This window comes from Amycolatopsis sp. NPDC051716, from assembly GCF_040681595.1.
Taxonomy (GTDB): Bacteria; Actinomycetota; Actinomycetes; order Mycobacteriales; family Pseudonocardiaceae; genus Amycolatopsis.
In genome coordinates this window covers 193,959-220,145 of record NZ_JBFAZA010000011.1, presented here as the reverse complement: position 1 = coordinate 220,145, position 26,187 = coordinate 193,959, and the positions used below count along the sequence as shown (strand labels likewise).

General features: G+C 71.6%; 24 protein-coding genes. 7 read left to right on the top strand and 17 right to left on the bottom strand.

Features of this window, described 5'->3' with window-relative positions; genetic code table 11:
- Window positions 1–499 precede the first annotated feature (499 nt).
- Both AB0M30_RS17830 and AB0M30_RS17825 read right to left on the bottom strand, forming a co-directional pair.
- On the bottom strand, window positions 500–1,531 hold the full coding sequence (locus AB0M30_RS17830; RefSeq protein WP_364585098.1) for an alpha/beta hydrolase: 1,032 nt from the start codon (window positions 1,529–1,531) through the stop codon (window positions 500–502).
- A 137-nt stretch (window positions 1,532–1,668) separates the two neighbouring features.
- Entirely contained in the window at window positions 1,669–3,000 is a 1,332-nt protein-coding gene (locus AB0M30_RS17825; RefSeq protein ID WP_364585097.1) for a cytochrome P450, read from the bottom strand.
- Between the two features lie 161 nt (window positions 3,001–3,161).
- Here AB0M30_RS17825 and AB0M30_RS17820 point away from each other — a divergent pair, with 161 nt between their 5' ends.
- Entirely contained in the window at window positions 3,162–3,989 is an 828-nt protein-coding gene (locus AB0M30_RS17820) for an SAM-dependent methyltransferase (RefSeq protein WP_364585096.1), read from the top strand.
- 434 nt (window positions 3,990–4,423) lie between these two features.
- On the opposite strand, the gene AB0M30_RS17815 is transcribed toward AB0M30_RS17820, so the two are convergent.
- Window positions 4,424–4,846: a MarR family transcriptional regulator gene (locus AB0M30_RS17815; RefSeq protein WP_364585095.1), complete on the bottom strand. Its 423-nt coding sequence runs from the start codon at window positions 4,844–4,846 to the stop codon at window positions 4,424–4,426.
- Window positions 4,847–4,940: 94 nt separating this feature from the next.
- Between AB0M30_RS17815 and AB0M30_RS17810 the strand changes: the two genes are divergently transcribed.
- The 6 genes from AB0M30_RS17810 to AB0M30_RS17785 all read left to right on the top strand — a co-directional run bounded on the left by AB0M30_RS17810 (window position 4,941) and on the right by AB0M30_RS17785 (window position 9,352).
- Complete coding sequence (locus AB0M30_RS17810; protein ID WP_364585094.1) at window positions 4,941–5,729, top strand: alpha/beta hydrolase; 789 nt, start codon at window positions 4,941–4,943, stop codon at window positions 5,727–5,729.
- 16 nt (window positions 5,730–5,745) lie between these two features.
- The gene (locus AB0M30_RS17805; protein ID WP_364585093.1) at window positions 5,746–6,501 is read left to right on the top strand and encodes an MBL fold metallo-hydrolase; all 756 of its coding nucleotides are present in this window, start codon (window positions 5,746–5,748) and stop codon (window positions 6,499–6,501) included.
- Complete coding sequence (locus tag AB0M30_RS17800; RefSeq protein ID WP_364585092.1) at window positions 6,498–6,863, top strand: antibiotic biosynthesis monooxygenase; 366 nt, start codon at window positions 6,498–6,500, stop codon at window positions 6,861–6,863. The genes AB0M30_RS17805 and AB0M30_RS17800 overlap by 4 nt, the downstream gene beginning before the upstream one ends.
- 423 nt (window positions 6,864–7,286) lie before the next feature.
- Window positions 7,287–7,964 (top strand): sensor histidine kinase, encoded by a 678-nt coding sequence (locus AB0M30_RS17795; RefSeq protein ID WP_364585091.1) that lies wholly within the window; start codon window positions 7,287–7,289, stop codon window positions 7,962–7,964.
- Between the two features lie 4 nt (window positions 7,965–7,968).
- Complete coding sequence (locus AB0M30_RS17790; protein WP_103342747.1) at window positions 7,969–8,619, top strand: response regulator transcription factor; 651 nt, start codon at window positions 7,969–7,971, stop codon at window positions 8,617–8,619.
- A 106-nt stretch (window positions 8,620–8,725) separates the two neighbouring features.
- Window positions 8,726–9,352: a response regulator transcription factor gene (locus AB0M30_RS17785; protein ID WP_043785945.1), complete on the top strand. Its 627-nt coding sequence runs from the start codon at window positions 8,726–8,728 to the stop codon at window positions 9,350–9,352.
- A 143-nt stretch (window positions 9,353–9,495) separates the two neighbouring features.
- Here AB0M30_RS17785 and AB0M30_RS17780 read toward each other — a convergent pair whose 3' ends face one another.
- From AB0M30_RS17780 to AB0M30_RS17715, 14 genes are all read right to left on the bottom strand, one after another.
- Complete coding sequence (locus AB0M30_RS17780; RefSeq protein WP_364585090.1) at window positions 9,496–10,824, bottom strand: hypothetical protein; 1,329 nt, start codon at window positions 10,822–10,824, stop codon at window positions 9,496–9,498.
- 100 nt (window positions 10,825–10,924) lie between these two features.
- Window positions 10,925–14,944: a VWA domain-containing protein gene (locus AB0M30_RS17775; RefSeq protein ID WP_364585089.1), complete on the bottom strand. Its 4,020-nt coding sequence runs from the start codon at window positions 14,942–14,944 to the stop codon at window positions 10,925–10,927.
- Window positions 14,945–14,974: 30 nt separating this feature from the next.
- Complete coding sequence (locus AB0M30_RS17770) at window positions 14,975–15,970, bottom strand: zinc ribbon domain-containing protein (RefSeq protein ID WP_364585088.1); 996 nt, start codon at window positions 15,968–15,970, stop codon at window positions 14,975–14,977.
- A 3-nt stretch (window positions 15,971–15,973) separates the two neighbouring features.
- Window positions 15,974–16,513 (bottom strand): phage tail protein, encoded by a 540-nt coding sequence (locus tag AB0M30_RS17765; RefSeq protein ID WP_013226663.1) that lies wholly within the window; start codon window positions 16,511–16,513, stop codon window positions 15,974–15,976.
- Window positions 16,510–18,471 carry a putative baseplate assembly protein gene (locus AB0M30_RS17760; protein ID WP_364585087.1) on the bottom strand — a complete coding sequence of 654 codons (1,962 nt, stop codon included), beginning with the start codon at window positions 18,469–18,471 and terminating at the stop codon, window positions 16,510–16,512. The genes AB0M30_RS17765 and AB0M30_RS17760 overlap by 4 nt, the downstream gene beginning before the upstream one ends.
- Complete coding sequence (locus AB0M30_RS17755; protein WP_360181618.1) at window positions 18,471–18,890, bottom strand: GPW/gp25 family protein; 420 nt, start codon at window positions 18,888–18,890, stop codon at window positions 18,471–18,473. Before AB0M30_RS17755 ends, AB0M30_RS17760 begins: the two co-directional genes overlap by 1 nt.
- Window positions 18,891–18,897: 7 nt before the next feature.
- Entirely contained in the window at window positions 18,898–19,179 is a 282-nt protein-coding gene (locus AB0M30_RS17750) for a PAAR domain-containing protein (protein WP_103342742.1), read from the bottom strand.
- Between the two features lie 12 nt (window positions 19,180–19,191).
- A complete protein-coding gene (locus AB0M30_RS17745) occupies window positions 19,192–21,015 on the bottom strand; it encodes a VgrG-related protein (protein ID WP_364585086.1) in 1,824 nt (607 codons plus the stop codon).
- On the bottom strand, window positions 21,008–21,769 hold the full coding sequence (locus AB0M30_RS17740; RefSeq protein WP_364585085.1) for a LysM peptidoglycan-binding domain-containing protein: 762 nt from the start codon (window positions 21,767–21,769) through the stop codon (window positions 21,008–21,010). The genes AB0M30_RS17745 and AB0M30_RS17740 overlap by 8 nt, the downstream gene beginning before the upstream one ends.
- A gap of 3 nt (window positions 21,770–21,772) precedes the next feature.
- Entirely contained in the window at window positions 21,773–22,219 is a 447-nt protein-coding gene (locus AB0M30_RS17735) for a phage tail protein (protein WP_013226669.1), read from the bottom strand.
- Between the two features lie 13 nt (window positions 22,220–22,232).
- Window positions 22,233–25,121, bottom strand: coding sequence for a hypothetical protein (locus tag AB0M30_RS17730; protein WP_364585084.1), 2,889 nt, complete (start codon window positions 25,119–25,121; stop codon window positions 22,233–22,235).
- Window positions 25,122–25,127: 6 nt separating this feature from the next.
- Window positions 25,128–25,286 carry a DUF6760 family protein gene (locus tag AB0M30_RS17725; protein ID WP_003098516.1) on the bottom strand — a complete coding sequence of 53 codons (159 nt, stop codon included), beginning with the start codon at window positions 25,284–25,286 and terminating at the stop codon, window positions 25,128–25,130.
- The gene (locus AB0M30_RS17720) at window positions 25,283–25,732 is read right to left on the bottom strand and encodes a hypothetical protein (RefSeq protein ID WP_364585083.1); all 450 of its coding nucleotides are present in this window, start codon (window positions 25,730–25,732) and stop codon (window positions 25,283–25,285) included. Before AB0M30_RS17720 ends, AB0M30_RS17725 begins: the two co-directional genes overlap by 4 nt.
- A gap of 4 nt (window positions 25,733–25,736) precedes the next feature.
- Window positions 25,737–26,180: a phage tail protein gene (locus AB0M30_RS17715; protein ID WP_013226672.1), complete on the bottom strand. Its 444-nt coding sequence runs from the start codon at window positions 26,178–26,180 to the stop codon at window positions 25,737–25,739.
- Window positions 26,181–26,187 lie beyond the last annotated feature (7 nt).

The following is a 26,187-nucleotide window of genomic DNA, read 5'->3' as shown; positions in this document are numbered from 1 at the left end:
TCTCCCGGTCAGCTACCCGCCGTTGGACGGCCAGATCGGTATGCGCATGAGCAAGACGACAACTGTTATCGCTAACATGCGTGGCGCCAGCCTGGACTTCCCGAAGCGGAATTGTCAATCCACGCACGCGCGGCCCGGCGCCCCCGACGCCGGGCCGGCGCGCTTTGCCTCCTCAAAGGCTTGTCATAGGTCCACAAAGGACAATGAGGCCGTGAAATTTACACGGGGGCGGGAATTCGAAACTTTCGAGATGCCCCGCTGAACGGCGACGCGAATTCGACGCCGAGACCGCCCGCACCACGACGATCACGGAGGCCGGCCTGCTCAGCGCGGTCCGTACGGCCGCGGTCAGCGCCGCCGCCCCCTCGGCCGGCTCAGGGGCGCCGCCCCGGCGAACCCGGCCCGCCCGATCGACACCACGCCCAGCGGCCGGCTCACCGGCCGCCACCGAACCCCCGGGCGTCGCCACCCCGACGTGGTGCTCAATCCATCGCGCGCCTCAGCGGCCGACCTTCCGGTTCGCCCAGTCGACGACCGCCCGGAAGTAGTCGGGCGCGTTGGGCGCGTAGTTGATCGCGTGCCCGTACCCCGGCAGCGCATACGTCGTCAGATCCACCCCGGCCCCGTAGTACGGCGTCTCGGACGTCTTGATCGCGACCGCGGACGAGCAGTTGGTGGCCAGCAGCCCGCAGAAGACCGAATCCTGGCCCAGCACGACCATCACCGGCCGGTCGATCAGCAGCGAGTACGGCGCGATGATCCCGATCGGGAACAGGTCGGCCGCCTGCTCGTACGCCGAAGTGTCCTTCGTCGCCTCGTCGAACGCGATCGCCCCGTCCACCTTCGGCCCGGGCGAATGGAAGATCGAGTACCGCGTGCCCGGCAGCGTCGTCAGGTAGCCGGGGTCGTAGCCGCCGGTGACGAACCGCGGATCGAGCAAGGCCGGGTAGGTGGACGCGAAGACCGCCGCCGTCCCGGTGAGGTTCAACCGGTGGGCCAGCCCGGTGACGAGCACGGCGTCGACGTCGTGGAACGTGGCCGCTTCGATGCTCGCGGTCCCGGAACCGAACGAATGCCCCGCCAGGATCACCTTGCCGAAGCGCGGCCCCTGCGCACCCGACCGGACGGCCTGGATCACCTGGTGCACCACGGCCGCCTCGGTGATCGTCGTCAGCACCACGCTCGGCGGCGTGGTGCTGCGCCCGGTACCGAGCCGGTCGAGCGCCAGCGTGGCGTACCCGGCGTTGTTCATCGCCAGCCGGTAGGACCGGATCTCCGGCTGGTACCCGATGTCCCAGTAGGAACTATTGTACGTACCGCCGGGAATCAGCACCTGCACCGTGCCCGCGCCACCGGACGGCACGCACAAGGTGCCGTGCATCGTCTGCGGAAGCGCCACGAGCGTCACCGGGAAGTACAGCTCCCGGCAGCTCGCGCCCTCCGCCCTGGCCGAAACGGGCACCAGCAGGAAGCCGAGTGCCACCAGCACGAGCACAGTGGCCCGCCGGCGACGACGGGCGGCGCGCTTCATCCCACCACGGAATCCGAACACGAAAAACTACCTCCGAAAGAGAACAGTACCGAGCAAACCGACAAAGCGATCAAGAAACAGAACAGATCAAGAACAAGATCGATCAAGAAACGGGGTCGATCGATTTCCGGCGCCGCTCAGGCCACCCGCCGCGGGACCACGGTCATCGGCATCCGGTCGGGATACGCGGCCGAAGTCACCGTCAACCGCACCGGCACCCCCGGCACCGGGAACAACTCCCACCCGGCCAGCACCGACGCCGCGACCAGCGTGATCTCCGTGTGCGCGAACGCCTGCCCGATGCATTGCCGGCCACCGGCCCCGAACGGCACATACGCACCCTTCGGAATGCGCGCCGCCCGCTCGGGCAACCACCGATCGGGATCGAACCGATCCGGATCTTCGTGGAACCGCGGATCGAAATGCAGCGAAAAGGGGCTGAACATGACCTCCGTACCGGCGGGCAGCCGCACCCCGCCGAGTTCGACGTCCCGCAGGGCCCGCCGCATGAGGATCCAGATCGGGTACATCCGCAAGACCTCACTGACGATCCGGCGCAGGTACGCCAGCCTCGCGACGTCATCGAACGTGGCCGCGCGGCCGGCCAGCACCTCGTCCACCTCGGCCCGCGCCCGCCGCTCGACCTCCGGGTGCCGGGCCAGCTCGTGGAACAGCCACGTCAGCGCGACGGCGCTCGTCTCACTGCCCGCCGTCAGCAACGTGATCACCTCGTCGTAGACCTGGTCGTCGGTCATCCCCGCACCGGTCCCGGGATCCCGGGCCAGCATCAGCATGGACAGCAGATCACCCTGGTCCTCCCCCGTGGGCCGCCACCCGGTGATGACCTCCTGCACGACCCGCCGGAGCCGGTCGACGGCCCGGTCGAACCGCCGGTTGGCGGGAATCACCGGAACGTGTTCGAGGAACCGCGGCGACAACGCCCGGATCATCCCCGACTTCAGCACCACCGGGATCGACCGGCGTGCCTCCGCGACGGCCCGCCGCCCCAGTTCGGTGGCGAAGAGCGTCTCCCCCACGACGGTGACGGCCAGCCGCTGCATGTCCGCGTCCAGCCGGCGCACCTCCCCCGCCCGCCAGGTACCGGTCAATTCCCCGGTGGCCCGCACCATCGTGTCCGCGTACGCGGCGAGCCGGGCACCGTGGAACGCCGGCTGCATCAACCGCCGCTGCCGCAGGTGGAACGCTCCTTCCGACATGACCAGCCCGTTTCCCATGAACGGCCGGAAACGATCGAAGATGATCCCTTTCGAGAAGCTGGTCCCCTGCGTGACGAGGACGTGATTGACCAACTCCGGACTCGTCAGGAAATACGTCTCCAACGGACCGAGGAAGAGCCGCACGATATCGCCGTGCGACCGCAACGAAGACGTGAACTCGACCCGCTGCCGCAACAGCGACGACGTGTGTCCCAGCAGGATCCGACGGCCTGGCGCGACCGGGACGTCCATTTCCTCTCCTTGGCTGTCCGGAAGGAGGCTTGCCACCCTAGGCCCGATCGGCCGCACGCGACAGCACCCATCGGCTGAATTGACGTCACACCGATGGCGTAATCGGGTCCGCCGCCGGAGTGAGTATGTTCTTCGTTCGAAGGCGAGCGAGGTGGGACGCGATGACACAACACCAGCAAGAGGAATGGGTTCCTCCGGGTATCGACACGACGAAACCCAGCAGTTCCCGCACCTACGACTATCTCCTGGGCGGCGCGCACAATTTCCAAGCCGACCGCGAGGCCGCCGAACAGGCCGAAAAGGTCATGCCCGGCATCCGCGACGTCGCCCGGCTCAACCGCGCGTTCCTCGGGCGGGTCGTCCGCACGCTGATGGACCTGGGCATCCGGCAATTCCTCGACATCGGCTCGGGCATCCCCACGGTGGGCAACGTCCACCAGATCGCCGGCGAGATCGACCCACGGTGCCGCGTGGTCTACGTCGACCGCGACCCCATCGCCGTCGCGCACAGCAAGATGCTGCTGCGCACCAGCGAAAACGCCACGATCGCGCACGGGGACTTCACGGCCCCGGACGGGATCTTCGCCGACCCGGAACTGCGCCGGCTCGACTTCGGCGAACCGATCGGCCTGCTGATGGTGGCCATGCTGCACTGGATCCCGGACGCCGGCGAGCCGCACCGGCTGCTCGCCGAGTACCGCCGCCGCCTCCCGGCCGGCAGCTACCTGGCGATCTCGCACATGGTCAGCGACCAGGAAGGCAACCGGATGAACAGCCTCGTGGGCACGTTCAACCAGGCCAGAGGCCACGACCAGGCAACCACCCGCACGTACCGCGAAGTCGAGTCGATGTTCGGTGACTTCCAGCTGATCGAACCCGGCCTGGTCGGCTGCGCGCTGTGGCGGCCGGGCGGCCCGGGTGATGTGTCGAATGATCCGTACACGAACACGCAGCTCTACGGCGGGGTGGCGCGGAAGGTCACCGGCTGACCGCTCGGCGCGGTCGAAGTGCTTTTGATCTGTGGTTTTTGGTCACGAATTTTGTCAAAAGTACCCACGTCGTATATGACGTTATACACTTTTCTCGGCGCTGGGCAAGGTCGCTGACGACCTCGGGAGACTTCGAGGTCCACGGCTGGTCGGTCAGGTCGCGTTGGGTAGCCACCAGCGGTCCGCCGGGCAGCGGACGCAGCAGCAGTTCCGCGGAGGCCGGCGATTCGGAGCCTGGTCGTTGCCGTCGGGACGACCGCGCCGGCGGGTTCGGGCCTCGCCACTGGGCGCACTCACGGTCGCCAATCCCGGGTGTCCACGGAGACGCTCGCCGCCGTGGCGGTGATCATGCTCGCCCACCCCGGCCACACCACACGGTTCCCGCCTCCTCGGCCCTTCCGGGCACTCCCCGTCCGGCTCACCCGCGAAAGCGACTACGCGGTCGGGTCCGGACCCAAGGCTCGATCCAGCAGCTCGCCCAGCTGGTCGATCTGCGTCTCCGACAGGTCGCGGAACGACGCCTCGACAACCCCGTCGACGAGGTCCTGCCCTTCGGCGCGCAGCCGGGCGCCTTCCGATGTGAGCCGGTGCCGGACCGCGCGGCCCGGCCCGGGGACGCGTTCGATGAGCCCGCGTTCGGCCATCCGGGTCGCCAGTGAACCGAAGGACTGGTCGGTCTGGAAGGTCAGCACCGCCAGCTCGTGCAGCGAAGCGTCCGGGCGGCGGTGCAGGTGGCGCAGCGTGTCCCACTGCACGAGCGAAAGCCCCAGCGGCGCCAGGACCCGGCTCAGTGCTCGGTGGTGGCGGTACTGGAGGCGCTTGACGGCCAGGGAGACGTCGCCGGGGCGGTACTTCATGCCGCTCACCCTAACTCATCGAAGTCAGGTTGCTTATCTAAAGAACCTTATATAAGGTTCCTTAGGTACGACCCTCCACGACCGAGAAGGAACGATGACGACTCTCCCCGCGGCCGGGTCACTCCGGCCCACCCGCACCGAAACCCGCACCGTCGGCCCCGCCGAGGTGACCCTCCAGGACCGCGACCGCACCCGGCCCTTCCTGCTGCTGCACGGCGGCGGCGGTGTCGCGACGATGGCCGGTTTCGCCGACCTGCTCGCCGAACGCACCCACTCGCGGGTGCTGCTGCCCACCCACCCGGGCTTCGCCGGCACCCCGAAAGCCGAAAGCCTGACCGGCGTGGCCGAACTGGCCCGGCTGTACGTCGGGCTGCTGGACCAGCTCGACCTCACCGACGTCACGGTGGTCGGCAACTCCTTCGGCGGCTGGCTGGCCGCCGAGATCGCCCTTCAGAAGAGCCCGCGGGTCAGCGGCGCGGTGATCATCGACGGGATCGGAATCGAAGTCGAGGGGCATCCACTGACCGACATCAGCACCATGTCCCTCCCGGAGATCCGGGCACTGTCCTTTCACGACCCGGGCAAGGCTCCGGTGCCGCCGGCGGGCGGAGGTACCGGGCCGAGTCCGGACGTGCGGGCCCTGATCGGCTACACCGGCCCGGCGATGGCCGACCCGACGCTCGCCAAGCGGCTCGGCGAACTCGACCTCCCCGTGCACGTGATCTGGGGCGAGAGCGACGGCATCGCCGGCCCCGGGTACGGCAAGGCCTTCGCCGACGCCATCCCGCTGTCGACGTTCACCCTGCTCCCCCGCACCGGCCACCTGCCGCAGGTGGAGACGCCCGAGGAACTGCTCGGCGCCCTGCTCGACCTCGGCAACTGACACCAGGAGAACCAGCATGCCCACTTCGTTGAGCGTGACCCGCATCGGGCACGCCTGCCAGCTGATCGAAATCGGCGGGCTCCGGGTCCTGACCGACCCGTGGTTCACCCAGGCCGCGACCTACTACCAAGGGGAGCCGGTCGCCTCGACCGTCGCCGGTCTGGGCCGGGTCGACGCGGTCGTGGTCAGCCACGAGCACTACGACCACTGCGACCTCGACGGCCTCGTGGACGGCGGCTTCGACCTCGGCACCCCGTTGATCGGGCCCGGCACGGTCGCGGCCATCGCGCGGGACAAGGGTTTCCGCGACATCCGCGTCGTCGAAGCGTGGGAGGCCGCCACGGTCGGCGACCTCACGGTGACGGCGACGCCGGGCAAGCACGGCGTCCACGAAGTCACGTTCGTCATCCAGGCCGGCGACCGCACGGTCTTCTTCGGCGGCGACTCGCTGCGGGTCCCGGAGCTCGACACGATCCCCGACCGGTTCGGTCCCGTCGACCTGGCCATCCTGCCGACGAACGGCCTGTGCATCCGGCCGATGCACCTCGAGCAGGTGGTGATGGACGCCGAGGAGGCAGCCGGCCTGACCGCGGCGTTGAAGCCGGCCTTGGCGATCCCGCACCACTACGCCTTCCACAGCGGCCGCCTGGGCGACCGGATGATCACCAAGGGCGACCAGGACCCGCGCCACTACGCCGACGCGGTGGCCCGCATCGCCCCGGAGATCCCCGTCCGGCTCGTGGTGCCGGGTACGCCGGTCGTGGTCCCGTGAGCACCGATGACCGGCGGTTCATGCCCGAGGTCGGCGCCGACCTCCCGCCCGGCGAGCGGCCGATGGTCGCCGTCGTCCGGGCGGTCCCCGGCCACGAGGAACAGCTGGCCGCCGCCATCACGACGCTGACCGCCGCGGTGCGGCGCGAGCCCGGCTGCCGGGAGTTCCGGTCGTTCCGCGCGGTCGCGGAGCCGGGGACCTTTCACCTCTACGAGGTCTACGCCGACACCGACGCCTTCCGGGCGCACCTGGCGACCGGCCACGTGGCCCGCTTCTTCACCGAACTGGCCCGGCACAGCACGGCCGACGCCGGTGCCGTGACCCAGCTCGCCGAACTCCCCGGCCCCGCCGAGATCCGTTAGCGAAAGGCGGGCTCCCCCCGGCCCGCGAAACGAACCGGCCACGCGGCCCTGTTGCCATTGCGCCAATTGTCCGTCGCCTTCTGCGCCATCCGCCGTGCGACTTCCCGAAAGTGCAGCGTCCCGGCTTTGTCGAATTTCCACCGGTTCACGGCACAGTTCATGAATGGTTTTTGACGGCCCGGCCGCGCTGGACCAGACGGATCATTGCGTGGACCTGCACCGTTACGAGCGTTTCCGCATCGGGACCATACCGTGACCTTTGACGGTGGCTCCGAATGAAACGCCGGGGCAGGATGCGGCGATTAGTACAGCGGGTGACCATCCCGCTACGCGAAACGGAGCAGCCGGCTGGGCTACCCGCACGAGGGCTGGTACCCCGGTTCGCGAGGGCGTGCCGGATCATTTCTGGCGGACGGGGAGAACATGCGCCGGACATTCGTCGTCGCCGACATCGGTCGTCCCGCGGGGTACGAGGACCGGCTGAAACGGGTGCTCCACGATTTGCACGACGGGCTCGGGCCGACGCTCACGGCCGCCGTGCTCGGGCTGCGCGCCGCCCGGGACCTGATCGGGCGGGACCGGGCGGGTACCGAGCACCTGCTGGCCCGGCTCGAGGACGAGCTCTACGGCGCGATCACCGACCTGCGGCGGATCGTGGCCGACGCGCGGCCGCCGGCGCTCGACGAGGCCGGGCTGGTCCTCGCCGTGCGCCGGTACGCCGCCACGCTCACCGGGCGGGTGCCCGCCGAACACGGGCCGCTGCGGGTCGAAGTCGAGGTCGGCGGGGAGCTGCCGCCGCTGTCGGCGGAGGTCGAGGTCACCGCCTACCGGATCATCCGCGAGGCGCTGGTGAACGTCGCCCGCCACTCCGGCGCCCGGGAGTGCACCGTGCACCTCTGGCCGCTCGACGGCGACCTGCACGTCGAGATCGTCGACGACGGCGTCGGCACCGACGGCGAGGCTCTGCCCACGGTCGGCGGGACCGGGCTGCGGTCGATGCGGGAACGCGCCGGCGACCTCGGCGGCGGCTGCCGGGTCGAGCCGGTTTCCTCCGGTGGCACGCGGATCGCCGCCTGGCTGCCCCTCGCCGCGGGGAAGTGAGGCGGTGTTCGAGTCACTGCGCGTCCTCGTGGTGGACGACCACCCCGTTTTCCGCGCGGCGCTCTGCGCGATGCTCGAGGCCACCGACGGCATGGAGGTCGCCGGCGAGGCGGCCGACGGCCTGACCGCCGTCGCCGACGCGGGCCGGCTCGAACCCGACGTCGTCCTGATGGACCTGAACCTCCCGGACCTGGACGGGATCGAGGCGACGCGGCGGATCGTGAGCGCGAGCCCGCACACCGGGGTGCTCATGCTGACCATGTTCGAGAACGAGGCCGCGGTGTTCGCCGCGATGCGCGCGGGCGCCCGCGGCTACCTGCTCAAGGGCGCGCGCAACGAGCAGATCATCCGCGCGGTGCGGGTGATCGGCGACGGCGAAGCCATCTTCAGCCCGGCGATCGCGACCCGGGTGCTGTCGCTGCTGGGGACGGCGACCCCGCGCGACGAGTCGTTCCCGCGGCTCACCCTGCGCGAGCAGGAGATCCTGCGGCTCGTCGCGCGGGGCATGGGCAACGCGTCGATCGCCGAAGAGCTGGTGCTGAGCCAGAAGACCGTGCGCAACCACGTCTCCCACATCTTCCGCAAGCTCCGCGTCACCGACCGGACCCAGGCCATCGCCAAGGCCAAAGAGGCCGGCATTGCCCGATCGGAGTAAGGAAAGCGGGACAGGTCGGGACTCCATGTCCCTGTTCGGCAGGCGTCCGCACCCCGATCCTTGGGGGGTGGAACGATCCGACGTCGTTCGAGGGAGGGCCTCACCGATGATCACCGACCAGGTTCCGGTGCTGTTGCACGCCACCGACACCATCACCCACGCGGGCGTCACGGCCGCACTGCGGTCACGTCCCGAAATCCGTTTCGCCGACGAGGACTCCGGCGAGCCCGCCGTGGTGCTGGTCATCGTGGAGCGGCTGAACGAGGAAGCCCGGCAGCTGCTGCGCAGCCTCCAGTGCGCCGGCCACGCGGGTGTCGTCCTGGTCGCCGGGGAGGTGGAGGACTCGGAACTGCTGGACGTGGTGGGCAACGGCGTTTCGGCGATCATCCGCCGGGCCGACGCCACCCCGGACACGCTGGTGCGGCTGGTCAAAGCCGCGGCCGTCGGCGAAGGCGCGCTGCCGCCCGACCTGCTGGGCCGCCTGCTGTCGCGGGTGTCCCGGCTGCAGCGGGACGTGCTGCGCCCGAACGGCTGGGACCTCGCCGGGATGTCCCAGCGGGAAACCCGGGTGCTGCGGCTGGTCGCCGACGGGTTCGAGACCAAGGAAATCGCCGATCAGCTGAGTTACTCGGAGCGGACGGTGAAGTCGATCCTGCACGACATCACCAACCGCTTCCAGCTCCGCAACCGCGCCCACGCGGTGGCGTTCGCCATGCGTGAAGGGCTGATCTAGTGTCGCGCGTCCGAAGTTCAGTGACAGCGGCCCGGTCCCCGAGCGCCCCAATGTGGCCATGGTTGCGTTCAACGCACCGAAGGCCACATTGGGGCGCTCTTCCCGGACGTCAAACAACTTGCGACGCGCGACACTAGCGCGGCTCACTCGACGCGGCCGGAGAAGGAGACCGACGGGGTGCAGTGGCCCCGGTCCGCCGGGTTCTGGCAGCTGACCGCGAGCACGATCTTGTCCCCCGGCTGGAACCGCCAGGCCTGCAGCCAGTGGTGGTCGAGGTCGCGGAAGTTCGAAAGCCCGACCTCCAGCAGCACGGTCTTGGTGCCGCCGGAATCCCGCAGCAGCCGCAGGGTTCCGGTGTCACCACGCGGGTTCTGCAGGATCAGGTCGGTGATCACCAGCGTCTTGCTCGCGTCCGGCAGGGTGTAGGGGAACTCGGCGAACCGGTTGACGTTCGAGTCGATCTTCGCGTCCGCGGCCACCCGGAAGTCCGTCGGTGTCCCGTCGGCCGCGGCGTTCGAGACGCGGGTCGGAGGCGGCGTCCCGGGACCGGAACCCGGCGGTGCGGGGTTGTCGCCCGGCGGGGTCAGGCCGACGGCCTTCATCGCCTGTTCGGAGTTCTGCTTGGCCTGGTCGGCGTTCTTCTTGGCCTGATCGGCCCCGGCGCCGGCGTCCTGCGCCGCCTTCACGATCTCGTGGTTCTGCTCTTCGGCGGCCTCGCGGGCGGCCGACTTGACCGCGGGCCGCAGCACGGTGAACCACAACGTCACGAGGGCGAGCAGAAGAACGAGCAGCGCGATGAGCGCGGGCAGCAGCCACTTCGGCAGCAGCTGTCGCTGCACCATGGTGCCTTCGGTCTTGATCGGCTCGGCGCCGTCGGCGACGACGAACACCTGGAAGCGGTGCCGGACGGATGGCCCGCGCAGGAAGCGCTTCCGCGGCTTGGTGCGCATCCGGATGAACGCGGCGGTGCCCGGCGCCAGCTCGGCCCGGTCGCGCTCGAGCCGGAAGTCGAGCTCGTCCTCCGGGTCCAGCGGGCTCAGCTCGACCACCACCGGCCGGTTGCCCCGGTTGTCGACGGCGACCTCGAAGTCGGCCTTCGAGCTGCCTTCCACCTTGGCCGGCACGATCTCGGCGGTCACCTCGGTGAAGGCGCCGAGTTCGACGGTGCCCTCCTCCACGACCGAGCCGGCGGGGTCCTCGCTCGAGAACACCCGGACGCCGAACGGGATCGCCCCCGCGGGGACGTCGGACGATCGCGGCGGCGTGAACCGCACGGTGACCGTCCCGGTCTCCCCCGGCATGAGGTTGACCGTGGCCGGTTCCGCGGTGGCCCAGCCACTCGCGTTGCCGACCACGTCGACCGCGAACTGGTCGACGACCTGCCCGGCGTTCCGGATGGTCACCGTGCAGCTGGTCTCCTGGCCGGGTTCCGCGACCAGGCCGGCCTCGGACAGCGTCGCCGTTGCTCCCATGCGCCGAAGTCTCCCTTTCGTGGTGTGGATCCGGCACCAGCGGACGGGTGTGCGGCCGTGCGCTGGTGGTTGCCCCTACGGGCAGCGAGTTCGCCGCGGCTCAGCCGCGGGAGATGAACGGGGGTTGTTCCGTGCGCAGCACCACCAGGATCGGGTTCGACTGGGCCGTCCCGAACTTCGGCCCGCTCACCGAGGTCACCGCCACCGTCCGGGGCCCGATCAGGTCGTGGTGGAAGATCAGGAACTGCGCCTCGAACTTCCCGTCGACGCCGACGGTGGCCAGGCCGGGTGTCTCGGAGATCCCGGCCGACCAGGCCAGCCGGACGGTCGCGCCCGGCGGGAAGTCCGTGCCCGTCACGCGCGGAACGGAGCCGACCGGGCCGACGCCCGGGTCCACGGTCACCACCGGCTGGCGGATCACCACCCGGGCACTGACCGTGTTGTCGCTTGGGTTGCTGTCCGGCCCGCTGGTGCTGACCGTGCCGGCCACCGGCGCGTCCGCCGCGGCCGCGGCCGCCAGCGTGATCCGGATTTCGACGGTCTGGCCGGGCGCGAGCGTCCCGAGCGCGCAGCTGCCGCCGCCCGGCGTGCACCCCGGCGGCACCGAGGTCGCCGGCAGCTGCGGCGGCAGCTGGGTGACCAGGCGGACGTCCGGCATCGGCGCCCCGGATCCGTTGTGCACCAGGAAGGTCAGCCCGACGTCGTCGCCGCCGACGAACAGCGGTACCGCCGACACCGCCAGGCCCACCGACAGCGATCCCGGCGTGACCGGGGGCACCGGCTTCTCGCCGACGGTGACCACGGCCGTCGCGGAATCGTCCCGCTGGTCGGCGTCCGGGCCCGCCGTGGTGACCGTGCCGGTCGCGGCCTGCGGCCCGGGCTCGGCGCCGGTGGCGCTGAACCGCACCCGCGCCTGCGCACCCGGCGCGAGCGTGCCGAAGGTGCAGACGAGGTCCGGCGTGCAGGTGCCCACGCTGGTGATCGGCGCCTGCGGCCGCAGCCCCGCGGTCAGCCGGACGAACAGCCCGGTCCCGGGCGCCGCGGCGGCGCCGTGGTTGGTGACCACGAACTCGAACGTCGTGAGCCCGGAGAACGGGATGGCAGCCGGAACGGCGGTGGCGGTCACCCCGACGTCACCGATCCGCTGGAACGCCGGCTGCGATGCGCCGCCCGGCTCGTCGATCAGCGGCTTGGAGGCGCCCCCGGCCGACGGCACGATCCGGATGCCCGGCCGGGATTCGGAGGCCGCGCTGTCGAAGGCGACCAGCGTGCCGTCCGGCGACCAGGCCGGGTCGTCCACGAAATCGGTGTCCTGCACGAGAACCCGCGCGCGCCCGCCGTCGACGGGCGCCACGCAGAGCTGGCGGAAGTCGTTGTGGAACACCAGCGCGGCGCCGTCCGGCGAGACGTCCGCCGAGCCCTGCCGCCCGGCGCCGCACGGCGTCCCGAACGACGGCGACAGGTTCCGCTGGGTGCCGAAGGTGACGCTGTCCGGTCCGGCGGCCAGGGGAACCTGCCACAACTCCTGCCGGAATTCCCCGCCGGGGTCGACGGAGATCACGGCGGTCTCGGTGGCCGTGCCGCCCCGCCCGGTCGCCGTGCAGGTCACGGTCGTCGCACCGACCGGGAAGAGGCTGCCGGACGACGGCGTGCAGAACGGTGTCAGCGGCGTTTCGCGATCGGCATCGATGGCGGTCGCGGAGTATTCGACGACCGTGGGCGCGGTTCCGGTGACGGTCTTGTCGTGCAGGGTGATCAGCGGCAGCCGCGGGTCCTTGACCCGGACGGTGACGTCCTCGGTGTAGCCGGGCCGCACGGTGGGCTCGCCGGCCAGCCGGAACTCGACCCGGCAGTGCAGGAAAGCCCCGAGGGGTGCGGTGGCCGCGACGGCCGCGAATTCGGTGAAGTTCGCGGTCGTGCCGCCCGGCACCGACTGGGTCCCCTCGGGGGTGAACGTCAACGTCAGCCCCGGGTCGCAGAACGGCACCGGCTGCACTTTCACCTTCAGGTCACCGATCTTCTCGGTGATCACGGCGCTGATGTTGCCCGGGTCCGTGCTGGCCAGCACGCCGTCGGTCGCGTCCGTCACCTGGGTCGCCTGGTGGGCCGGGTCGCTGTCCAGGCCACCGCCGCCGCCCGCGGCCGACACCGCGACCACCCGGATGCCCTGCGCCTTCAGGTGCTCGATCGCCTGGCTGAGCGTCACGCCCTGGTCGGGGTGCTGGGGAACGCCACTCGGGTCGTGGCTGGGTGCGTCGCCGACCAGCACGACGATCCGGCTGCTGTCCGGCCGGAAGGTGACCGCGCCGGTGGCGACGCGGTCCAGGGCGTAGATCCAGTCCTCCGGGGTGTCGATCCCGCCGTCGGGGGTGATCTTCGCGAAGGCCTTCGTGATCTCGGACTGGTCCTTCGTCAGGTCCCGCTGCACCTGGAACAGGCGGCCGTTGGGGTTGTTCGCGTCGATGCCGTCGTCGCGATCGCCGAACGCCGCGGCGGCGTACTGGGCCTCCGGCTGCGCCGTGGTGATGGTCTTCATGACCTCGGTCAGGTTGGCCTGCATGGCGGCCAGCGCGGTGCCCATCGAGCTGGTCTGGTCCATCAGCAGCACGATGTCCGGCTTGGCCGGCACCTTGTCGGTCGGCACGGTCTTGGGGATCGCCGCCGAAGACCCCTGCCCGACCGGGACGTCGACCACCGTCGGCTGCACCCGGCCCGGCGGGGGCGGCGTACTCCGCGAGGCCGCCCGCGTCAGCGTGATCTTCGTGCCGTCGGCCGACCACACCGGCTGCGAGTCGTCGCCGGACAGGTACGGCGGGATCGGGATTTCGCCCAGGACGCGGCCGTCGGCGACGCGGGCGATCCGCACGGTGTCGAAGCGGCTCTCGCCGCGGATGGCCGTGTTGGTGAAGGCGATCGCCGTCGCGTCCGGCGACCAGGCCGGGTGCTGCTCGCGCTTGATCCCGTCCCTCGGGCCGGTCAGGGGCCGGGGTGCGCCGCCGTCGGCGTTGGCCACGATGATCTCGGTCCCCGAGGCAGCCTCGCCGGGGCCGGCCTGGGTGTAGGCCAGCTGCGAGCCGTCGGCGGAAAAGGCCGGGTCGAACTCGCCGGCGCCCGGGCGGTTCGTCAGGTCCCGGCGATCGCCGCCGGTCGCGTCCGCGCTCCAGATGTCCGCGGTGCCGCTCGCGCGCAGCTCGGTGAACACCGGCCGGCCGTCCGCGCGGAACGCCGGCTCGGTCTCGCCGATGGCCGACAGGGCCGAGATGACCGACACCGTGCCGCCCTCGACCTGTTTGACGTCGCCGAGCGGATCCTGCGCGCGGGTCGTGAAGGCCAGGCGCGCGCCGTCGGGCGACCACGCCGGCTCGGCCGAATCCCCGGGGTCGGGGACCGCCCGGGTGACCGCGCCGCCCGTGTCGGCCATCAACACCACGTCGCCGGCCGGGTGGAAGCGGGTCGTGGTGAACGCGATCCGCGCCGGACCCCACGCGGGCTGGGTGTCGGCGGCCGGGTCGGCGGTCAGGCGCGCCGGCGTCCCGCCGTCGGCTCCGACGGTGTAGATGTCCCCGGCCGGGTCGTCGCGGGTGCTGCTGAAGGCCAGGCGGGTGCCGTCGGGCGACCAGCTCGGCGAGTCGTCGGCGGCCGGGCCGGACGTCACCTGGCGGAGGCCGCGGCCGTCCACGCCGATCACGAAGAGCTTCCGGCCGCCGGCACGTTCGGAGGCGAACGCGACCGTGCGGCCGTCCGGGGAAAGCGCCGGGTGGAGGTCGACGGCGTCGTCGTTCGTCAGCTGCAGGGCCGCCGGGGCGCCGTCGCGGAGGTACCAGAGTTCGCCGTCCCGCTCGGCGCCACCGGCGGCCGCGGCGCGGTGGCTCACCCACACGATGCCTCCGGTGCCCGCGGACGCGTCGGAGTCGACGCCGCCGATGGTGCGGGGCAGCGCCGGCTCCGCGCCTTCGCCGGTCGCCTGGTACAGGCCGGTGCTGGCCTCGCTGACGTACCCGACGCGGTACGGCGAGGCCACCGGTGCCTGTGCCTCGGTCGGCGCGAGCGCACCGCTGATCGCCCAGCCGCCGAGCACCGCGATGACCGCGCTGCCCGCCACCGCTCGGTTCGCGCGCATGGTCGGTCCTCCCCAAAAGCCTTCGGCGGATCAGCCGGCTTCGAACAGCTCGATCTCGGAGATCGCGACGTCCGTGCCGTTGAGCGAGCGGTACAGCCCGGTCACGTGCAGCTCGACGCTCGTGGCGCCGGCGCTGTTCTCGATCGGGACTTCCTGGGCGTCCGGCGTGTCGGCCAGCACCATGTCGTAGGTCTTGCCGGTGGAGAACACCAGGTGGAGCTTCTGCGGCCGGTGCGCGGCCGGGAAGTTCGCCGCGTCCCCGGAGTACACGATCGCCTTCCGCAGGTCCGCCGGGTGGTCGAAGGTGAACACCAGCACCTGTTCCCGGTCGCCGGGGGCCGCCCAGAACGTGTTCTTGGCGTTGTCGGTGACCAGTGGCGCCGCGTGCCCGTCGGTCTGCGCGGTCGCGCTCACCTTGATCGGGTGGATCGGATTCAGCTTCGCCTCGAAGACGCCGGTCACCTGGCTCCACAGCCCCACCGCCGCGGTGTTGATCGCCCCGCGGAACGGCTGGTACAGCGCGTAGATCAGCGCCGAGAAGATCAGTGCCACCGCGACGGTCCGGCGGAGCACCTTGCCCACGGTCCGGCGCGCGGCCCCGCTCCGGCCGGCCCGGCGGCGGACGCCGTCCTTGCCGGGCCGGGCCCCCGCCTTCAGCTCCTTCGGCTTGCGGCCGAACAACCGCCGCCACCACGACGTCTTGACTACCTCGGACTCGGCCAGGGAAGCGCCGCAGCGGCTGCAGAAGTTCCGGGCCGGCGCGTTGCCCTTGCCGCACCGGCCGCAGATCAGGTCGCCCGGGTTGAGGACCTGCTCTTCCACGGTCGGCTGCACCGGCTGCCGGACCGGGGCGATCGGCTCGGCGGGCTGCACGACCTGCTGCTGTTGCTGCTGCTGTTGCTGCAGTACCGGTTGCGTCTTCACCGCGACCGGGCCGTCGTCGTCCCACTTCAGGTAGCGGCCGCATTCGCCGCAGAATTCGACGTCGGCGGGCCCCTGGTGCCCGCACTCCGCGTAGATGACCATCCGCTAGCCCTCCAGCACTTCCACCGTGACCCGCACGTGGGCGGGCACCGCATCCACGACCGTCGCCGTCAACCGGCGCACGTCGACCCGGGCCGGGTCGGGCACCCGCACGCGCACCTGCACCCACGGCGGTCCCGGGTCCGGCAGCGGCGCGCCCGGTTGCGGGTCGGCGACGACCCCGCCGCTGTCGGTCACCTCGACCGCGCCGCCGGTCAGCAGCCGCACGTGTTCGGTGAGGCCGCGGCGCGTGCCGCGCCACCGGTGCAGCTCGACCGAGCGGGTGACCAGCTGCCGCAGCTGGTCCGGGTGCCAGCTCTCGTCGACGCCCAGCGCGACCCAGTGGGCCAGCCAGCCGACGAAGTCGGCCGGCGCCACGCCCGGGTCGAGGTAGCCCGAGAAATTGTCCAAAGTGGAGATGACCGGGGCGAGGACTTCGTCGAGCGCGCCGGTGAAGCCCTGCACGAACCGGTCCTCGGCGTACACCGAGGGCAGCTGCTCGCCGATCGGGTGCGGGCTCGGCAGTCCCGGGATCCCCGTCCTCATGCGCCCGCCTCCCGGACCCGGACCTGGTGCCCGAACGAGAACGCCAGCGCGTTGGGCGGCAGGTCGAGCCGGTCGACCTGCTCGCCGCGTTCGCGGGTGATCGGGTTCGCGGCGAACAGGCGCACGTCCTCCACCAGCTCGACGCCGGGAAGCCGCTGCAGCACCGCGAACACCTCCCCTGACTGCACCGGGCGCCCGAACGGCCAGCCGTCGCCGTCCGGGCCGCCGCTGATCGGGTTGAAGTAGTCGTAAAGGGCCTGGCTCGCCCGGGCGCCCAGCGTGCCCGCCGTCGTCCGGCGCCGGGCCCGCAGCCGCGCGACCACCGTGACACCCTGGTAGAACGGCGGTTCCACGGACACGAGCGCACCCACGCAGCGGCGTTCGCCGAGGTGGCGCTCGATGCGGGCGCGCATGCCGGCCTCGAGCATCAAGGTGGCGAAGGCGAGTTCGCCGGTGTCGGGCACCGCCGGCACGACGAGGACCCGGATCGCGCCGGTCTCGCGGCCGTCGGCGCCGTGTGCCGGGATGCACCGCACCCGGGCCGCTTCCGGTGCCGCTTCGCGCGCGAGCTGCTCGTAGTCCTCGGCGGTGACCGCGCGGTCGCGGGTGCGCAGCAGCAGCGGACCGCGGACCGCCGCGTCCCGCACCGACTCGCCGTCCACCCCGCCGATCGCCGGACGGCGGTTCACCACGCTGCTGACGAACGGGATCGGGTCCCGCTGCACCTCGAGGACCTCGCGGGCGACGTTGCCGCGCCGCCCGCCACCGGACCGGTATTCGGGCACCCGGATCGCGGCGGACTTGGGCGGGAACGCCCCGTAGTAGCGGAGCCCGCCCTCGGGCTGGCGCACCGCGGGGCCGAACGCGACCTCGCCGCCGACGCGGTCGAGCATGACGTGCCGGTCGTCCGGGCCGGAGTCGGCGAAGGAGCGGACCTCCGTCCACTGCTGCCAGCCGTCCGGGCCCGAGACCTCGACGACCAGTTCGCCCTCCCCGACGACCACCGGGGGACGGCCGAGCGGGAACCGCTGGCCGGGGGTGCCGTCGGAGGTCCCGACGACCTCGTTGCGGACGATCTCGGCGTGCACGGCGGCGACCGTGCCGCCGATGGTCGAGGCCTCGACCGCGTGCAGCCGCGGCGAACGCTGGTAAAACGGCTGATTCGGGTTGGCCTCGACCAGGCGGCAGCGCAGCCAGCCGGCCCGCTGCCGGGCGAGCACCGACATCGCGTGCCCGGGCGGGACGTGCACCACGATGTCCCCGGACCGGTTGAACGCGCCGGTGCTGTCCCGGTCGACCTCGCACGCCGCCCAGCCGGAGCCGTCCCAGGCCTCCCACAGCCACGGCGGGTCGCGCGGGTCGACGCCTTGCCCCTCGACCTCGCAGTCCAGCCGGAGCAGCACCGCGCAGCCCGGGACGGCGTCCGACAGTCCGAACAGGACCGCGTCGCCGGGGGCCGGGGTCTCGGCGAAGACCGCCGGGCCGCCGCCGACGAGCAGTTCGTCGGTGCGGTCGACCGGGGGCGAGCCGGTGTCGGCCGTGCTGGTCGCCAGGTGCGCGAGCGAGCACGGCACGATGTCCAGCGTGCGTTCCACGGTGAAGACCACCGGGTCCTCGACCTCGTTGCGCACGCTCGCGACCTGCTTGCCGGCCGCGACGACCACCGGGACGTCGCGGGCGGCCGAGAGCCAGAACGTCACGTCCGTCCGCGCCGCGGCGGGCGGGAACAGCCGGACCCCGATCAGGTCGAGGAAGCGCAGGTAGTGCAGGTCGGGCACCCGGTTGAGCCGGTAGAGCAGCTGGTCGACCATCTGCGCGAACGTCTCGATCAGCGTGACGCCGGGGTCGGAGACGTTGTGGTCGGTCCACTCCGGGCAGTTGCGCTGGACCAGGTACTTGGCTTCGTCGACCAGGTCCTGGAACCGGCGGTCGTCGAGGTTGGGCATCGGGAGGGTCATCACGCACCGTCCTCGGTGGACTCGTGCGGCGGGATGACGTAGAAGGGGAAGACGAGGTTGCGCGGGTCGTTGGTGCCGCGCAGGCGGTAGCGGATGTCGATCAGCAGGGTGCCCCGGTCGGCCTCGTCGAAGCTGACGACGACGTCGTCGAGGGTGATCCGCGGCTCCCAGCGCTCCAGCGAGGTGCGGACCTCGTAGGCGATCTGCCCGGCGGTCGCCGCGTCGGCGGGCGCGAACACGAGGTCGTGCACCGCGCAGCCGAACTCGGGGCGCATCGGGCGTTCGCCCGGTGAGGTCGCCAGGATCAGCCGGATGCTTTCGACGACCTCGCGCTCGCCGCCGACCAGCGCGATCGAGCCGGTCGCGTCCGTGTGCAGCGGGAACGCCAGTCCCCGGCCGAGGAAGTCCTTCCCGCTCACCGTCACCTCAGCCTCCGATCAGGACGGTCGGGCAGCCCATGACGATCGGCGCGCCGCAGGTGGCCATGTCGCCCATCCGGGCGGCCGGCATGCCGCCGATCAGCACCGTCGGGCAGCCCGGCGGCGCGATCGGCGTCGGCGGGTGCACCGCGGGCGGCGGGAAGGAGCACGTGTGCAGCGTCCCGACGTTCGCGGCGGGCATCCCGCCGATCAGCACGGTCGGCACGCCGGGCCCGGCGATGACGCCCGGGTGCCCGGTCGGGTCGCCGACCCTCGCGGCTGGTGGCATGTCGCTCCCCCGTCAGTTGATCTTGACCACGCTGCCGCGCACGGTGACGACACCGCTGGCGGTCAGCTCCGTCTGGCCCTGGCCGGCGACCGAAACCGTGGCGCCCTCGACCTTCACGCCCGCGGTGCCGCTCAGCTTGAGCTGGCTGGTCGCCTCGATGCTGGCGTCGGTCTGGGACTTCACGGACACCTTCTGGCCCTTGAGCTCCAGCGGCCCGGCGCCGGCGTCGATGCTCACGCCGTTCTGCGCCTTGACCGTGACGCTCTTGCCGCTGGTCACCTCGATGACCTGGTTCTTCTGGTCGATCTTGACCACGAACTTCGCGTCCGCCGACGACAGGATGATCCCGTCGTCCTCGGCGAACTCGAGCTTGTGGCCCTTCCGCGAGACGAACCCGCGCAGCGCCACCTCGCCGCTGTTGCCGTCCACGACGGGCTTGGTGAACTTCGACGGCGCCGTGTCCTTGCTGTTGTAGAGGCCGCCGAGCACGTAGGGCGCTTCGAAGTCGCCGTGTTCGAAGCCCACCAGGACCTCGTCACCGACCTCGGGCAGCACCAGCGCGCCGCGGTCGTGGCCCGCACCCGCCTGGACCGTGCGTGCCCAGGTACTCGTGAACTCCTTGTCCAGCCACGGGAACGTGAGCTTGACGCGGCCGAGCTTCGCCGGGTCCTTGAGGTCAGTCACCTGCGCGGGGACGACCCCCGGCCACGACGAGTGCTTCGCCCCGCCGGCGACCAAGCCGTACAGCGAGCGTTCCTGGCGTCCCGACACGGCGAACTCGGTGGTGTAGCCGACCTCCTCGTTGAACAGGTGGCGGGTGCTGGTGAGCGTGTACTTGCCCGAAAAGGGCTGGCCGACGCCGGTGAGCGTGACGGCGGCGCCCGCGCGCAGCTTCGGGTTGCCCTTCGCGACGCCGTCGAGTTCGGTGCAGGCGCCGCCGAACCGGTCGGCCAGCGCCTTGGCGGTCGCGTCCGCCTCGCCCTGGGTGCGCCGGGGTGCGGCGGCGTCGAGGAAGGGCGGGCTCGCGAACTTCCCGGCCAGCGCGACCGGATCCACGCCGGGCACGTCCGTGCCCGCGTTCTTCGGGGTCGCGGTGGCGGTGATCGGCTGCTTGTTCTCGTAGTCCCAGCCGTTGACCCGCACCTCGGGGACCTGCTCGGCCGCGGTGACGCTCGCGCGCAGGCTGAGCAGTGTCCCGTGGGCTTCGAGGACCAGCGGATCGGCGGTCGCCTTGGTGCTCGTGGAGGGCGCGCCGGACGGTTTCTCCGGCAGCTCGAAGTTCAGCTTCCCGTCCCGGACGGCGATCTGCGCGCCGACCGCGTCGGCCAGCCGGGACAGGAACTCCCAGTCGCTGACGTTGTCCTGGCTCAGCTGGGTGTTCGGCCGGCCGCCGAAGCCCTTGACGTCGTCGATCTTCCCGGTGGGCAGGTTCGCGCGCCGGGCGACTTTGCGCACCACGTCCGCGATCGTCATGTTCGGGTACGCCGCGACCCGGCGGCCTCGGAACAGCCGGTGCGCGTGGTCGTACCCGCGGACCTCGGTGAAGGTGCCGTGCGGGTCCAGGTCGACGGCGACCGCGGTGACCTCGCCCGAGAGCAGGTCCTGCGGGGCTTCGGGGTCGGACGTCTGGACCTTGAGCTTGAGCTTCGCCCCGACCTTGAACTTGCCCTTCTCCAGCACGACGGCCCCGGGGTCGCGGAAGCGCAGCACGAAGGTGTCCGGCAGGTTCCGGCTGTCGTCGACGTAGGCGTAGCCGAGCATCACCCGGACGTCGTCGGGCAGCGCGGTGCCTTCGACCTCGACCACGAGGGTGTTCGTGAAGGTCTCGTTAGCCATCGAGCTCCTCCAGCGCGGGCACCAGGAGCCGGGTGCCGGGGCGCAGCCGCATCGGGTCGTCGATGTCGTTGGCGTCGGCGATCGCGCGCCACTTCCCGGCGTCGCCGTAGGCGCGGAACGCCACGGAGGGCAGCGAGTCCCCGGCGACGAGCACGTGCGTGTCCCGCGCGGCGAGCGCGCCGGACGTCGGATTCTGCCCGCCCAGCTCGCCCGAGATCTCCTCGAGGTTGACCGTGCAGATCGCGCGCACCGGCGTCCCCGACGGGGTGAACAGCGTGTACTTCGCGGTGACGGAGGCGACGTAGGCGGGGAAGCCGGTCATGCCGCCCCACTTGAAGATCACCCACGGCGGTGAGGGCTTCTTGTGCTGACGGCTGTCCTCGGTGGCCACGCAGCAGGTGAACAGCTGCTCGACCTTCTTGACGACGGCGTCGTTCATCTTGTCGGTCGCGTCGATGAACATCTCCAGCGAGAGCTTCGCCGGATCGGACCCCTTGAACTGCGGCGGTGCGCTCTTCTTGGCGTTGGGCTGGGCGTCCCGGCCCCATTTGGCGTTCTTGCTGACCGAGAATTCCTTGGGGTTGAACTGGAACTCGATGTCGAACAGCCAGTCGCCGGGCGGCTGCCCGGTCCCGCCGGACTGCGGCGGCTTGTGGACTTTCAGCACCGCGCGCTGGAGGTTGCTGGGCGCGCCTGAGCTGTAGGCCGCCGTGGACTGGGCGCCGGCCGAGGTGAAGGTGACGGGCGAGGGCATCGGTCAGCCCTTCTTCGCCGGGCTGAGGAAGCCGTGGTGGGCCAGTTCGAGGGTCTCGGTGGCGACCTTCGGCGAGTCGGGCGAGAGCTGCGGCCCGCTCCACCGCACCGGGACGACGCCTTCGAGGGCCCAGCTGGCGATCACCTTGCCTTCGAGCGTGCGCGCCTCGATGGTGGCGGTCTTGCGTTCGATCCCGCCGGCCAGGCTGGCGAACCACTTGGTGATCTGCGAGCTGGCCTCGGTGACCGGGCGCGAGAGCTTGATGTTCGAGTACTTGATCCGGGTCGGCAGCTGCCAGACCATGCCGTTGTTGCCGCCCTCTTCCCGCTGTTCCATGACGAATTCGCAGCCGAGCCCGTCGCAGCTGGAGAACGCGCCGAGGTTGCCGAGGTTCTTGTCGTCCAGCTTGACGACGTAGCACACGGCAACGGCTTCTTCGGTGTCCGGCATCGACGCTCCTCCTTCAGTGCGGGCGATCGGTGAGCGCGCCCCGGCGCTCCCGGTCGAGACGGAGTTCGGTCTTGAGACGGCGCAGCAGCGGATCGAACAGCTTCTTGACGAGCTCTTCGGTTTCCACCGGCTGCTGGTGCGGAGCCGCGGCCGGCGCGGACGCGGGTGCCGGCACGGGTGCGGGTGCGGCGGCCGGTTCCGGCTCGCGCTGGACGACCGGCGCGGGAGGCGGCGGCGGGTCCGGTGTGGACGGTTGGACCGGGTCGGCGATCCTCGCGACGGGCAGTGGTTCGGTCAGTTCGGCGTGGGGTGCCGGGGCATCGACGGTGCGTGAGAGCGGGACGGCCGGATTGCCGAGGGCCCGGGTCACGGGGAGTGCCGGGATTTCGGCCGCTCGGGCCACCGGGAGTGGCGGCATCGCGGGCGCCACGCCGTCAACGGCCGGTGCTGCCGAGAGTTGCGCGGTGGTGCCCGCCATCTCGGCGGGCGCCCCTTCCGGGGTTCGCGCGACCGGGAGCGCCGCGGTTCCGATGGTGCGTGCCGTCGGGAGTGAAGTGGAGGTGGCGAAGTCTTCGGCGAATCGTGCCACCGAGAGCGAGGACATCGCGGTTCCCGCTGTCGAGGCTGCCGGGCCTTCGAGGGACCGTGCCACGGCGAGTAGCGGCACGGCGGTTCCAGCCATCGGGCTCGCTGGACCTTCGAGGGACCGTGCCACCGGAAGCGGCGACGTCGCGGCACCTGCCATCGGACTCGCCGGGCCTTCGACGGACCGCGCCACCGGAAGCAGCGGCACCGCGGCCCCAGCCATCGGACTCGCCGCCCCCTCGACCGCCCGAGCCACCGGCAACGTCACCGTGGCTCGTGCCATCGGACTCCCCGCTCCCTCGTCGGACCGAGCCACCGGCAACGACCCGGCACCTGCCGTCGAACTCGCCGAGCCTTCGGCCGACCGAGCCACCGGAAGCAGCGGCACCGCGGCTCTTGCCAGCTGGCTCGCTGGGCCTTCGAGGAACCGTGCCACCGGGAGCAACGGGGCCGTGGCTCCTGCCGTCGGGCTCGCCACTCCCTCGTGGGACCGAGCCACCGGCAACGACCCGGCACCTGCCGTCGGGCTTGCCGAGCCTTCGATGGCGCGAGCCGCCGGGAGCGGAGCACTCTGCGTCGCGTCCGTCGCGGCAGGTGCATCCTCGGCGGTCCGGGCGACCGGAAGCGGCGAACCCTCGCTCCCCCGTGTCGCCGGAAGGGATGTGGCCTCTGCCGCGCTCGTCACCGGGAGTGCCGGAGTCTCGAGGGCGCGTGTCACCGGAACCGGTGATTCCTCCGCCGCTCGTGCCACGGAGAGCACCGAGGTCTCGGTCGCCCGCGGCAGCGGCTCCGGCGCAGCCGGGCGCGCCGGGGTCTCGACAGCCCGCAACACCGGCAGCGGTGATCCCGACCCGGCGGAAGGGGCCGGGGACTCATCGGCCATGCGGGCCGCGGAAAGCGCCGAAGTGCCTTCCGTTCCCGGCAACGGAAGCGTTCTCGCCATCGGCAGCGGCGGCTCCTGAGCCGCCGGTACGCCGGAACTCTCGGCCGCCCGGGACACCAGCGGCGACGAATCCGGCACTGTCGGCGCCACCGGGTTCCCGGCCGCGCCTGGCACCTGCCGCGGAGAATCCTGCGCCGCCGGTCCCACCGGCACCGCCGAGGTTTCGCTCGCTCGCGCCACCGGCAGCGACGGCTCACGCGCCGCCGACCCGACCGGCACCAGCGGCTCGGCCGCCGGTCGCGAGGCCTCCGCCGCCCGCGACACCAGCAGCGGCGAATCCGGCGTTGCCGAGGCCTCAGCCGCGCGGGACACCGGCAAAGATGACTCCTGAGCCGTCGGTACGACAGGAAGCGCCTCGCCCGCCCTCGGCACCTGAGGCAGTGACTCCTCCACCCCTCGTGTCAGCGGAACCCCCGCCGGCTCGGCGGCGCCCAGCACCGGGAGCGAAGTACCTTCGACGGCTCGCGAGACCGAAACCGACGAGCCCTCCCCCGGCCGCACGACCGGCGCCACCGGCAAGGACGGGGAAACGCTCGTCGAGCCGCCCGGTGTCCCGGGCGGCTCCGTGGTCCCGGAACGGATCTCCGGGGTGTCGAACGGGCGGAAGGTGTTCACCGGCGGCGAACCGGTCGTCCGCGACACCGGCTCAGCTGGTGGCCCCGGAGCGCTCGAGACCGGCGCAACGTCCTCCGCGAGCCGCGACACCGGAAGCGGCGAGCCGGGATCCGGCAGCATCGGCGCGCCGAGTCCGAGCCGCCGCGGTGTCGCCTGTTCGGTCCGCTGGACGAGCGGCAACTCGGGCCGCGCCGGCTCAGCCGGGACCGGGGGTTCGGGTGCCGGGGGTTCCGGCGCCGCCACCGGGACCACCGGGGTGTCGCCGGCCACCGGAGTGTCCACAGGGAACGGCTCCGCGATCGCCTGGAGGGTCCGCACCGGCGGGCCGCTCTCGGCCGCCGCGGACATCAGCGGCGGCACGGTCTCGCGCGCGGTGACGACCGGCAACACCAGCGGCAGGTCCGGTTCGCCGGACTGCCCGCCACCGGCCCGCTGCACCGAGGCGCCGCGAAGCCGGGACGGCGGTCCCGGCTCCACCAGCGGCATGGGTGTCTCCGCGGGGCGCACCAGATCGCCGATGACGCCGGCGGGTTCCGCCGGGCCGACGCGGTGCCCGAGCGGCTCGAGGTAGCCCGGGCTCTGCCAGGACGACAGCGTCGAGCTGAACCGCTGCACCGGGTTGACCAGCGGGTGCTCGGCCAGGACGCGCTGGATCGGCGCCACGCTCCGCCACTCCGCGCGCTTCACCGGCAGCGCGGCCGGCTCAGGCGCGGGCACCGGCACGGGCGGCGGGCCCGCCTCCTTCCGGCGAAACCACATCGTGCGTCACCGTCCCTGGCTCATCCGGGTGTTGATCCGGGCGATCTCGGCGACGTAGGTCAACCGGTCGGGGTGTTCGAGGTCGAGGATGTCGTCGAGGGACCAGTGCAGGTGGTAGGCCACGTACGCGACTTCCTCGTGCAGCCGGTCGGCCGCGTACGTCACGATTCCCCCAGGCGGCCACCGGCGACGTCGACGACGAAGCTGTGGCCGCACTCGGGGCAGGCGACGCCCGCCCTGGTGTGGCCTTCGCTGTTGACCCGGCGGTACATGTCCTGCAGGAACGCCAGGTCGGAGGCGAACAGGTTCTCGATGACCCCGGCGTGCACGTCGGTGATGTCGCCGATCCGGGTGACGACCCGGGCCAGCAGCACCACCGTGAGGAACGCCGCGTTCTCGCGCACCCGGTCGTCCCGCAGCGGGATCAGCTCGTCGCGCGCGGTGGCCAGGCGCATCACGCCGGAGTGGTGCACCTTGCCCTCGTCGTCGACGTACCCGCGCGGGAGCTCGAACGCGAACTCCGTCCGCAGCTTCGGCCGTTCCGCCCGGGGCTCCCCCGCCGGGGCGGCGGGGGCTTCCTCGACCGGGGCCGACGCCATCACCCTGCGCATCGGCTCACTCGACTTCCATCTGCTCGTAGGTGATGACGAGCTTCTCGGTGAGCACGCTCGTGTCGCCGGCCTTCAGCGAGCCGATCTCCAGGCTCTTCGGCCACGCGTTGGTGAGCTTGTAGCGCTTGAGCGCGGTGCCTTCGTAGTCGTAGACGATGATGGCGCCGCCCTTGCGGGCCGTCGCCATCTTGCCGAAGTGGGCGTCCTTGACCCACTTCTCGAAGCTGTTGTCCTCGGTCAGGCCGCGGGTCAGCGTGACCTCGCCGGCCTTGGGGCGCCCGGGCAGCTTCTTGATGACGTACTTGCCGTCGGCGGTGTTCTGCTTGAGCTCGATGACGTCCTGCTCCATCTTGAGGCCGGAGACCTCGGAGATCTGCTTGATCTGGACGCCGTCGATCTCGAGCCCGAAGGAGTGGCCTACCGCCTTGTCAAGATCGGGAAGTGCCATGTCTGTG